Consider the following 11,173-nt stretch of genomic DNA (forward strand, 5'->3'; position numbering starts at 1 on the left):
TGAAATTGTCTGTAATTGTAAGTGTTACTTTATAACTTCCTGTTTCAGTATAAGAATATGTAGGATTCTGTGATGACGAGGTACCGCCATTACCAAAATCCCATGACCATAAAATAATTGAAGCATTTGTAGATGCTGTTGATTTATTCGTAAATTCAAATGTCATTTCATCAAATTCATCTTCCGTGAATGAAAAATCTGCTATACATTCATCTTCGGTTGAATCAATTGGAAAGTATAAAGAATCTCGGTTATTTAAGGCAACTAATGTATCAAGTATAGTTTTTAAACTATTTTCATCAGTAAAATCTAATAAACCATGATTAACAGAAACGTCAGTTAAATTCATAGTAATTGTTTTATGAAACAAAGGTTTAGGATTATATTTTGATTATAAATCATCCTTTGAACAGTGCATAGTTATTCCAATAACTATGAACCCTATTATTATTAAAATTGTTTTAAAATAATTACTTGATTTCATTAATGTTTGTACTTTAAAAATTTGGACTAACCATCCTTTTATTGTTTGAAAATTTACGGCAATTAAATTTTTAGAAAAAAGTCTTAAAAATAATTGAAAATTGTGTGCAGGGGAGGTAATTAGCTTATTTGTAGAGCGGTAGGGTTCGCTGAGTAAGTGTATTCTTCTGATTTTTCCTTTAAAATCTTTTAATAAGTACATTTTATTGTTTTATTGATTTTTAATTACATCAAATGTACAAACAGTTTTTTTTAAAACAAAATTTATTTGTAAATATTCTAAAAATACAATTAAGCAAAAAACAAAGGAGGAAGTTTTTAGTCAGTAGTTCTCATTTTTCAATCGTAGATCATCAATCATAAAAACCCCAAACTGATTGTAGATTGTATCTACGACCAAATCAAAAAACAGAATACGGGCTTATGCTAAACTGTGAGCCTGTTTTTTATGAGCTAACATTTCCCTAAAAGAATGTTCTATAACTTTCCACCATTAAAATAAAAACCCCAAAACCCATACAATCCTTTACAAAAGTTTATAACTTTGTTGAAATATAAAACAAGAAAGTCATTAACATTTGCAATCAGGAAATAAAAATCGCAACATCTGGAATGACATTAAATACAAACTCACAGAAATAATCATTTTCAGAAGTTCATTTTTTTACATTTACCTACTTTTTTGATAATAACATATTATGGATAAATAAAAATTGGATTATTAAAATAATTTCATACTTTTGATTTGCATTTTATTATTAGTTGAGGTTTTATATAATGATTATTTAGAAATTATGGTTTAACGAATTAAAAATAAAAGTATGGAAAAGACACCCTTACACTTTCTAGGTTTTATTTATGTAGGTTTTGCGGAACTTACAGATAATGAATTTTCAGATGAAGAACATGAAAAAGTTGTGGAATTAGTTTTAGATTGGAAATACAATGAGAAAGAAATACACAAAGATGAATTTTCTATCATTTTATCGGACATAATGACTTGGTATGAGGGTATAAAAGAAAAGAAGTTAAGAGAGAAAATGTTTTTTGAAGCTGTTGTTTATGTTCAGCAACAGTATTGGTTTACTCCTCAAGTTGCAAAAGAAATATTGGATAACTTAGTAGAAGTAATGAAAGCTGATAGCATAAGCAAAACAAGTGAAAAAGATATGTTGAAAAAACTTGCTTTAATTTGGTCTGTTGACTATAATGTAGAGTAATTGTTATCTATATAGTGTCTCTAAGAAAAACGTATGTTTTTGACTGTTAGAATATTATGTGTATTTTGTCGCTTGAATTTAATGTCATAAAGTAGTCATTTGATTGTCATTAAGTTACAAAACCCAATGACAGCTTGGCTAAATGACTATTAATGACAATTGAATGACTTTTACATTCACATCCATTATTAATTCAAAGCCCAAGTATAATACAAAGTTTTCTTAGTGCTACTATCCATCAATGTGTTGAATTCTTTTTAAGTGCTTCATAAATAACACGCTGAATATCAGTCCTAGTATTCATTTTTAATAGTTTTTTATTCTTAGCATCAGGATAAGTTCTATTCGATAGAAAAATGTAAATGATATCATTATCAGGATCTCCCCAAGCACATGTGCCTGTAAATCCTGTATGTCCGAAAGTTGAAAAAGGTGCATTTCTGCTAGTAGGGCTATATTTTATGCTTTTATCTGTTACGGGTTTATCAAAGCCTAGCCCCCTACGACTTTCAGTTGATTGGGTTTTAGTAAATAAATTTACGGTTTGAGGACTAAAATATCTTTCACCTCCATATTTCCCTTCATTCAATAGCATCTGAATATATTTGGCAAGGTCATTTGTGTTGGAGAATATTCCTGCATGACCGTCAATACCACCCATCATAGCAGCTGCAGGATCGTGAACATTTCCGTGTATAATTTGATTTCTAAAATATTTATCGTTTTCAGTGGGGATTATTTTGCTCAAAGAAAATTGTTTTAGCGGATTGAAGCAGGTTAAATTCATTCCAAGTGGAGAATAAAAATTATTTGAAAGATAGATGTCAAATGGCTGTTTGGTAAGAGTATCAACAATTCGTTTTAAAAACAAGAAATCAAGGTCGCTGTATTTGTACTTTCCCTTTTTTTTGATTTTAGTTGAATAAATAGATTTCCAAATTGTGTCTTTTGTTGACTCTAAAGTATAAAGTTGCTGGCAAACTTGAATAGGGAACTTTTCTGATTTTGTTTTTGAATAGTATTCTTTATTAATTGTTTTATCTTTATTAAGTGTTGATAAATAGAAAGCTATCCATGCTTTGAATCCTGCTTGATGCGTTAGCATTTCTTTTATTGTTGATTGACCGTAATCATATTCTGATGGACAGGAAAAGAAACTCCCGATACTGTCATTAAGGTCTAATATTCCAATGTCATAAAATCTCATTATTGGTAAAAGAGTGCCTGTTATTTTTGAAATTGATGCTATATCGTAAAGATCAGTATTTTTAACTTCTTTCTTTTTTTCGTAAGTATGAAATCCATACGATTTGTGAAAAAAAACTTTGCCATTTTTAGCTATTAATATCTGACAGCCGGGTATTGCTTCTTCTTCCATTGCTTTTTTTACCAGAGTGTCAATTTTAAGTAAGTTTTTTTTTCTTATTCCAATTTCTTCAGGAATAGTATATTTCAATCGTACAGCTTGTTTTGTTATACCATCAAAATATTTTATGTTTTTTGAAGCACTAACAGGTAATTTTCCGCTAATTTCAATTCCTCCGAAAAGAGCTTGTGCCGCTAAATCCTGAAAATCATCCTCGTTTTGATAAGCTTGAAGAATTGTTTGGGTTTCATCAAAAAATTTAAGTGCGTATGGGCTACCAAAATTTACTAAAATGATATTATTATTGTCTTTTAGTTTGTTTACAAAATTAATTATAGGTGTTTTTAATCCAAAGGTTTTTACATTGTAGGAACTTAAAGAATGAAGACTTACAATAATAGTGTTGAAATCGGATAGTGAATTAGTGAGTACAGAAAGCTGTTTAGCTGAAGAATATTTTGAAATCTGAAAAGTTTGAACGGAAGTATAAAGTTTTAATGATTCTTGAAATTTATTTTCTTTTAATGGACCTATTGCAACTGAAACAATTTTTTTATTTTGTAACATTTTTATTGGAATAGCAACTCCATTATTTTTTACAATTGTGATGGAAGCTTCTATTAATTTTCTTTTTAATAAATAAGCATGTGTTGAATTCAGGTCTTTAACAATGTTTTTAGGATTGATACTTGTTGGTTCAAACAGCTTTAGCTCTAATTTTTTGATTATTATTTTTTTTACTTTTTTATCAATTTCATTTTCAGATAAAGTTCCATCTGCAATAGCTTCTTTTATTTTTTTTACTGATATTGCAATGTTTTTTGGAAAAAGTAAAATATCATTTCCTGCCAGCAATGCTTTAACTTCTATTTCTCCTGGATTGTAGAATTTTGTAACACCTTGCATATTTAGGGCATCAGTAAAAATCAAACCATTATATTTCATTTTATCTATTAAAAGACCTGTAACAATATTTTTGGAAAGTGTAGAAGGTGTGTTTGTTTCTTGCTCATACTCAGGGATATATAGGTGTGCTATCATTATTCCTTTACAATCATTGAAAATTAGTTTTTTGAAAGGGAATAACTCTATTTCATTAAGTCTTTTTTTGTCATGTCTGATAACAGGAAGGTCAAGGTGTGAGTCCACATCAGCATCGCCATGCCCAGGGAAATGTTTTGCAACTGCTATGATTCCATTATCCTGCATACCTTTCATGTATGCAATTCCTTTGTTAGCAACCATTTCTCTTTTTTCACCAAAAGAGCGTAAGTGAATAACAGGATTTGACGGATTTGTATTTATGTCAATTACAGGGGCAAAATTAATATGAACTCCAAGTCGTTTACATTGATTTGCAACTTCTCTTCCCATTTGATAAATCAAATCATTATTTTGGATTGCTCCAAGTGTCATTTGTTTTGGGAAAGAAATGATGCTGTCGAGTCTCATAGAAACGCCCCATTCGGCATCCATTGCAATAAAAAGCGGAATTTTTGAAATAGATTGATACTCATTTGTTAGTTTAGCTTGCTTGTAAGGATGACCTTTAAAAAATATAAGCCCACCAATATGATATTTCTTGATTGTTTTTAAAATATATTGTTCGTGAGAAATACTTTTATCAGAATATGTTGCTATCATAAAAAGCTGACCGATTTTTTCGTCTAAACTAAGATTTGCAACTATGGAATCAGTTTTGATTTTATTATTTATTTTGATTAATAAATCTTTGCTTATTTTGAATGTTTTTGCATTTTGAATTAATGGAAAAGTTTGCAGTAAAAGGATTAACAGTATGATGGTTATTCTCATAAGTTTTTTATTTATCAGCTTTTTTATGATTATGTTAAAAGTATGCATTCGTAAATATGAAAAATAATTATGCAAAAATATTTTATTCTTACATGAAATCAGAACTTATTTATACACAGCTTTTCAAATGATTTTTTTTTGAGAGTATTTGTAAAAACTCGGGTTAAAAAAACAACTTGAATAATAGAATTCAGATATATGGATTGCGTTATTTATTTAAATGTTGCTTGATAATATTTTTAATTCTTGGATCAGAATTTAAGAACGGGAAATTGTCAAAAAGATAATCTAAAGATTTAAAATTAAGGTTAAGTGCTTTATTAAGAAGATTCTCTCCTTTTTCAAAATTACCTGTGTCAAATAATATCCCTGCATAAATGTAAAGTATTTTTGCTTCATTGTTATTTAATGAAAGAGCTTCTTCAAGTTTTTCAATTGATTTTTCTGTTAAATTATTTTCAAATAAAAAAAGGATGTAGTCAATCCATGCTTCTACAAATAAAGGATTTAAAGTAACTGCTTCATTATATGCTTCGGTTGATAGTTTAAAATTATTTGAATATGCATAAGAATTTCCCAATTCATACCAGTAATTATCATTTTCAGGATCTAATTGTATGGCATGTTTAAAATATTTAATTGCTTTTTCAGAATCATTTTCTTCAGCGAATGTAATTCCTAATCCATACCAGTTTTCAGCAAAACTTGATTCTTTTTCAATAGATTTTCTGAAATAACTGCGTGCTTTGATGTAATTTTCTAGTAAGCTGTATGCTAAACCAATTTGGTGTAAAACCATAAAATCATTATCCCCGAGTTTGATGCTTGTTTTTAAAGCATCTATAGCGTTTGAATAATTTTCATTTTCAATATATGAATTGCCAAGATAGAAAAATGATTCGGATATTTTATCATTAATGGCAATTGCAAGTTGGTAAGAATGAATTGCTTGATTGTGATTGCCTAAAAAATCAAATAATATTCCTCGATTATTCCAAATCTCATAAGAATATGGATTTTGATCAATTAGTTTTTCATAAAATTCAATGCCTTTTTCAACATTATCCTTTTCGAGATAGCAATTAACAAGCTCAAGAAGTGCTACCTTGTTCGTTGGATCTAATGTGAGTGATTTTTTTAAATTTTGTATTGCTTTATCTATTTCTTCATTTTGAAGAAAGGCAACTGCTTTTGAAAAGAAAATATCAGTATTCCCTTCGGGTTCAAGAGTAAGTGCAGCATTAAGATATTCTTGTGCTTCCTCTGTTTCGCCTGTTTCCAATAACATTTTACTTAATAAAGTGTAAATATTTATGTTATTTGGATTAGTTAAATTTGCTCTTTCAAGTAATTCAATAGCTTCATTAATCTCCATGTTTTTATAAAGTAGTTCTGCTCTTATTAAAAGGAGATCGATTTCATAAGGAAATTGGTTGACAGCTAATTTGCTTACCGATAAAGCTTCTTTTTCCTTATTGTTACTTATATAATAGTTAATTATTGATAAGTAGTTTTTATTTTCAAAAAACGAATAATCTTGAGATTGACTTTGTTTTTCAAAAAATCTTACTAATTTTTTAATTGATTGAGATGATATGTCTTTATTACTATTCATAAATAAATGCCGAAAATTATTGTTAGCATGGCTAAAAGTTATTATGCAAAATACGGTAAAATGAGTTAAAGAAAGGTGCAATTTATTCACATATTTTCTACAATAATTAATTGTATAAAAAAATACAAGTGATGTTAAAAAAATGCTGTGAAATAAAAAACAATAAATTTTTTTTAATTAATTATTATTCGTTATTATTGTTTTTTTTAGAATAGATTAAACAATTAAAATAATAGAAAAATGGATAAAAATGTTAAAGAATTTATGGCCAAAATAGAGGCTAAAAATGCAGGTGAAGTAGAATTTCATCAAGCAGTATTAGAGGTTGCGGAATCTCTCATTCCTTTTATTGAAGAAAATCCTAAATATAAATCAACAAAGGTTCTTGATAGAATTGCAGAACCTGAGAGAGTTATAATGTTTAGAGTACCATGGGTTGACGACAAAGGAGAGTTTCAGATTAACAGAGGTTATAGAATTGAGATGAATAGTGCAATTGGACCTTATAAAGGTGGATTGCGATTTCATCCTACTGTAAACTTAAGTATCTTGAAATTTCTTGCATTTGAGCAAGTACTTAAAAATAGCCTTACAACTCTTCCAATGGGTGGTGGTAAAGGTGGATCTGATTTTGACCCTAAAGGTAAATCAGACAATGAAGTAATGAGCTTTTGTCAAAGTTTTATGAATGAACTTTCAAGACATATTGGACCTAATACAGATATTCCTGCAGGAGATATTGGTGTTGGCGGTCGTGAAATTGGTTTCTTATTTGGTCAATACAAGAGAATTAGAAATGAATTTACAGGTGTACTTACAGGAAAAGGTCGTGAATGGGGTGGAAGTTTAATTCGTCCTGAAGCTACAGGTTATGGTGCCACATATTTCGCTGACGAAATGTTAAAGACAAAAGGTGATTCTTTGAAAGGAAAAACTGTTCTTATTTCTGGTTCAGGAAATGTTGCTCAATTTGCAACTGAAAAAGTAAATGAACTTGGTGGAAAAGTAGTTACATTGTCAGATTCAAGTGGATATATTTATGACCCTGAGGGAATTACTGCCGAAAAATTAGAGTTTATCATGGAACTTAAAAATGTAAAAAGAGGTAGAATTAAAGAGTATGCTGACAAATATGGTGTAAAATATGTTGCTGGTGAAACACCTTGGAAAGAAAAATGTGATGTTGCTTTACCATCTGCTACTCAAAATGAAGTTAATAAAGATGATGCAGAAATTCTTGTTAAGAATGGATGTATTTGTGTTTCAGAAGGTGCAAATATGCCTTCTACACCAGAGGCTGTAGTAGTATTTCTTAATGCTAAAATTCTTTACGGACCGGGAAAAGCTGCTAACGCTGGTGGCGTTGCTGTTTCAGGTCTTGAAATGAGTCAAAATTCACTCCGTTTGTCATGGACAAGAGAAGAAGTTGACCAGAGACTTAAAACAATCATGAAAGACATTCATGAAACATGTGTGAAATTTGGAAAAGAAGGTGATTTTGTAAATTATGTTGTAGGTGCAAATATTGGTGGATTTGTCAAAGTTGCTGATGCTATGTTAGCACAAGGCTTAGTGTAAATTCATATATTCTTTTTTATTTAGAGACACTATTTAAAAAGGTTTTATCCGTTATGGGTAAAACCTTTTTTTTATAAATTTATTTATTGTTGATATTTTTGCTCTAATTTGATATTTAATAAATTAAATTAGTTTTTAACTTTGCACTTTAAAATAAAAAATAAATCTTATGCTTTTTGATATAATTAATGAAGATTTAAAATCGGCAATGCGGGCAAAAGATAAAGCTGCTTTAAGAGGAATAAGAGCTGTGAAATCTGCATTATTGCTTTTGAAAACTAATTCATCTGCTAAAGAAATTACAAAGGATGATGAGATAAAAATTCTTCAAAAGCTGGTAAAACAAAGAAAAGAATCAATAATTGTTTATACAGAGCAAGGGAGAGATGAACTTGCAAAAGAAGAAACGGAAGAACTTGAGGTTATTCAAAAATATTTACCGAAGCAATTAAGCAAAGTGGAAATTGAGAAAGTTATTGCTGAAGTGATAATAGAAACATCTGCGAAATCAATGGCGGATATGGGTAAAATAATGGCAGTTGCAATGAAAAAGTTTGGTGGTCAAGCTGATGGAAAAACAATTTCAGCTATCGTAAAAGAAAAATTATCTTAAATGGAAAATGTAAATACTATAGATTTAATTTTTTTAATTCCTTTAGTGATTTTTCTTATTTTAGGTTTTAGAAAAGGAGCAATTGTTGAAATGTTTACTTTGATTGCATTATTTATTGCAACAATAGGATGTTTAACAATAACAAATAAAATTGTACTGTTACTGGGAATCCAGCAAAGTACTTGGTGGGTGCCTTATTTAGCCTATATTGTTGTTTTTATTGGTATTTATTTTCTAATTCATTGGGTAGGAAAATTGTTGGAAAAATTTATTAAAATTGCACAGTTAAACCTAATAAACGGTCTTGCTGGTGCGTTGATTGGGGCTTTCAAAATTATTTTTATATTTAGCTTAATATTATGGATTTCAGAGCAATCAAAAATTTTACCTTTAAAATTTAAAGAGAAATCTATGTTATTTCAATATGTTGAACCAATTGCCCCTACCACAATAAATTTTATTTCTGATAACTTGTCAGTTTTTAAAGGACTTGTTTCTGATGTTGAAGGCTATTTTGAAGAAATTAATTTTGAAAAAAGAGATTCCTGATTTGTTTACTTCTTTTCATAAGTATTAAAGTGCCTTTCTTTTTTCATTTCATAAATATCATCAGTCGCAACAAGAATTGCTGATTCTTCAACCTCTCCAAAGTGAGAATTTATTGCTGTCCCAAAATATTTCATTGTTGATGATAGATTAATGTAAGCGTTAAATAGAGGTGGAATGTATTCTTTTAATTGTCTAACTCCTTTAGCTAATATTTTATAATCTTCTTTGAAATTTTTTCCAACGAGTATATTTTTTAGTTTTTCCAGATTTGTTGTTATTTTAATACTTGTGTGTGGAATAACAAGGTTTTTATCATCATGAAAATGTTTTTCCATAAAATAAAGTATTAAATCACGAGCTTGAATATTGAAACTCGGATACATTGTAACTTTACCAAAATAATACTTCATATCTGGAGTATCTATAACTAAAGCACCTAATCCATCCCATAGATTATCAAGAGAATACATTCCTTTACGAAAATCAAATGCAGGCTGATAAAGAGGCTGAACAAATGATCTTCCAAGTTCAATTGTATTTGGTAAATAATTTTCTATAAAATCTTGTGAAAATGTGAATAATTCTGATGTTGATAATTTGGGTTGACCATTATCGTAAAATTCAACGTCTTTACCATGAATATATCTGTATCCTCCTACAATCTCTCTATCTTTTGGATCCCAAACAATTAGTTGTTTGTATGGGTTTTTAGAAGTATCAAATTCATCAAGATCGCAATCTAATCCTGTTCCACCACCGCTTTCAGAAAAACTAACTTCTCGTAATCTGCCAATTTCTCTCATTACGTTTGGAGAATCATTATGAGTAATTATGTAAATATCATTGTTCCCATTATTTGTTTTTCTAAGAAAACGTTCGTGAGTAAGCTCTTTTTTTAATAATGATTTCTCTATAGGATCAATAATATTTTTCATAATAAGTTAGTTTTATTCAATGACAAAATCAGCATTGGAGTTATCCTTAATTATATATACATGCTGTCGTACTTTTTCTGCCCATTGTAAATCAGTGAATCTATTGTCAAAAACTTTATAGGAAATTGGTTTCCCGAAAGTAATTAATAATGTTTTGTTTTTCTGTTTGAACATTTCATTTACAAGAAAAAACATTTCAATGTTTGCTTTAATTTTAAGGAATTTTCTGAAATTGGCAAGTCGATAAAAGAAAGAAGAATTTTTACCTGAAATATGAACAGGAATAATATCTCTTTCAAATTGTTTTGCTTTGGTAATAAAGCTTTTCTTCCACTCAAGGTCTTTAATATTTCCTTTTCTCTTTCTTGATACCAATCCAAATGGGAATGTTATTACGAGATTATTGGATTCATAAACTTTGTTCATGATTTTTATTGCCTCTTTGGGATTATTCCCATGTTTGTTTACAGGAATAAAAAGATGTTTGAGACCTTCTAAATTTAAGAGTAAATCATTTACAATAAAATTTATATCAGTACGAAATTTCCCAATAACATGCATTAGTGCTACACCATCAGGTCCACCAAGTGGGTGATTGGATGCTACTATTTGCCGATTACCATTTATAATATTTTCTTCTCCAGTAAATTCAGCTTTAATACCAATTTCTTTTAATCCTTGTGCAATAAAATCTAATCCTACTAATTGTCCATAATTTTTGAGGAAATCATTAAGATCATCTTCATGAATGATTTTTTTTATATAATTTAAAATGAATTTTGGTAAAATTTTTAATAATCCGGGATTTTTACTGGCAATTATTTCTCTTAAATCAATAGCTTTTCCTGTTTTGTTTTCTGATTGATTATTTTTTGATATTGCAGGGTTCATATTTGTTTAAAGTGAAAATAATTTTAAAACAAAATTAAGAGAATTAATTTGAATAACTCAATTGTGAATCAAAAAAAATTATTTAATTTTAAATGGGGGCTTTTAATG

10 protein-coding genes are annotated in these 11,173 nt (G+C 28.7%); 4 read left to right on the plus strand and 6 right to left on the minus strand.

All coding sequences use genetic code 11. The features are described 5' to 3' along the window. Both U9R42_14340 and U9R42_14345 read right to left on the minus strand, forming a co-directional pair. Positions 1-349 (minus strand): PKD domain-containing protein (locus U9R42_14340; protein MEA3497203.1); only part of this gene is annotated, 349 nt, incomplete at its 3' end. Between the two features lie 42 nt (positions 350-391). Continuing rightward, positions 392-685: a hypothetical protein gene (locus tag U9R42_14345; protein MEA3497204.1), complete on the minus strand. Its 294-nt coding sequence runs from the start codon at positions 683-685 to the stop codon at positions 392-394. 619 nt (positions 686-1,304) lie between these two features. Between U9R42_14345 and U9R42_14350 the strand changes: the two genes are divergently transcribed. Next, entirely contained in the window at positions 1,305-1,703 is a 399-nt protein-coding gene (locus U9R42_14350; GenBank protein ID MEA3497205.1) for a hypothetical protein, read from the plus strand. 238 nt (positions 1,704-1,941) lie between these two features. Here the strand turns inward: U9R42_14350 and U9R42_14355 are convergent, their stop codons facing one another. Then, on the minus strand, positions 1,942-4,884 hold the full coding sequence (locus tag U9R42_14355) for a glycoside hydrolase family 3 N-terminal domain-containing protein (GenBank protein MEA3497206.1): 2,943 nt from the start codon (positions 4,882-4,884) through the stop codon (positions 1,942-1,944). Positions 4,885-5,092: 208 nt separating this feature from the next. Beyond that, positions 5,093-6,499: a tetratricopeptide repeat protein gene (locus U9R42_14360; protein ID MEA3497207.1), complete on the minus strand. Its 1,407-nt coding sequence runs from the start codon at positions 6,497-6,499 to the stop codon at positions 5,093-5,095. A 240-nt stretch (positions 6,500-6,739) separates the two neighbouring features. Here U9R42_14360 and gdhA point away from each other — a divergent pair, with 240 nt between their 5' ends. From gdhA to U9R42_14375, 3 genes are all read left to right on the plus strand, one after another. After that, complete coding sequence (gdhA, locus tag U9R42_14365) at positions 6,740-8,077, plus strand: NADP-specific glutamate dehydrogenase (GenBank protein ID MEA3497208.1); 1,338 nt, start codon at positions 6,740-6,742, stop codon at positions 8,075-8,077. Positions 8,078-8,246: 169 nt separating this feature from the next. Next, positions 8,247-8,690, plus strand: a complete 444-nt coding sequence (locus U9R42_14370; GenBank protein ID MEA3497209.1) for a GatB/YqeY domain-containing protein — start codon at positions 8,247-8,249, stop codon at positions 8,688-8,690. Further along, positions 8,691-9,239, plus strand: a complete 549-nt coding sequence (locus U9R42_14375) for a CvpA family protein (protein MEA3497210.1) — start codon at positions 8,691-8,693, stop codon at positions 9,237-9,239. A 5-nt stretch (positions 9,240-9,244) separates the two neighbouring features. Here the strand turns inward: U9R42_14375 and U9R42_14380 are convergent, their stop codons facing one another. Together U9R42_14380 and U9R42_14385 are read right to left on the minus strand one after the other, a co-directional pair. Continuing rightward, positions 9,245-10,174 (minus strand): GNAT family N-acetyltransferase, encoded by a 930-nt coding sequence (locus U9R42_14380; GenBank protein MEA3497211.1) that lies wholly within the window; start codon positions 10,172-10,174, stop codon positions 9,245-9,247. 12 nt (positions 10,175-10,186) lie between these two features. Then, positions 10,187-11,065: a 1-acyl-sn-glycerol-3-phosphate acyltransferase gene (locus U9R42_14385; GenBank protein ID MEA3497212.1), complete on the minus strand. Its 879-nt coding sequence runs from the start codon at positions 11,063-11,065 to the stop codon at positions 10,187-10,189. Between the last annotated feature and the right edge of the window lie 108 nt (positions 11,066-11,173).

The sequence above is a fragment of the Bacteroidota bacterium genome (assembly GCA_034723125.1).
In the GTDB taxonomy this organism is placed as follows: Bacteria; Bacteroidota; Bacteroidia; order CAILMK01; family JAAYUY01; genus JAYEOP01.

Excerpts from the sequence above, each read along its gene's own strand:
- U9R42_14345 (MEA3497204.1), bottom strand. The coding sequence starts at position 685 with ATGTACTTATTAAAAGATTTTAAAGGAAAAATCAGAAGAATACACTTA.
- U9R42_14350 (MEA3497205.1), top strand. The coding sequence starts at position 1,305 with ATGGAAAAGACACCCTTACACTTTCTAGGTTTTATTTATGTAGGTTTT.
- U9R42_14355 (MEA3497206.1), bottom strand. The coding sequence starts at position 4,884 with ATGAGAATAACCATCATACTGTTAATCCTTTTACTGCAAACTTTTCCA.
- U9R42_14360 (MEA3497207.1), bottom strand. The coding sequence starts at position 6,499 with ATGAATAGTAATAAAGACATATCATCTCAATCAATTAAAAAATTAGTA.
- gdhA (MEA3497208.1), top strand. The coding sequence starts at position 6,740 with ATGGATAAAAATGTTAAAGAATTTATGGCCAAAATAGAGGCTAAAAAT.
- U9R42_14370 (MEA3497209.1), top strand. The coding sequence starts at position 8,247 with ATGCTTTTTGATATAATTAATGAAGATTTAAAATCGGCAATGCGGGCA.
- U9R42_14375 (MEA3497210.1), top strand. The coding sequence starts at position 8,691 with ATGGAAAATGTAAATACTATAGATTTAATTTTTTTAATTCCTTTAGTG.
- U9R42_14380 (MEA3497211.1), bottom strand. The coding sequence starts at position 10,174 with ATGAAAAATATTATTGATCCTATAGAGAAATCATTATTAAAAAAAGAG.
- U9R42_14385 (MEA3497212.1), bottom strand. The coding sequence starts at position 11,065 with ATGAACCCTGCAATATCAAAAAATAATCAATCAGAAAACAAAACAGGA.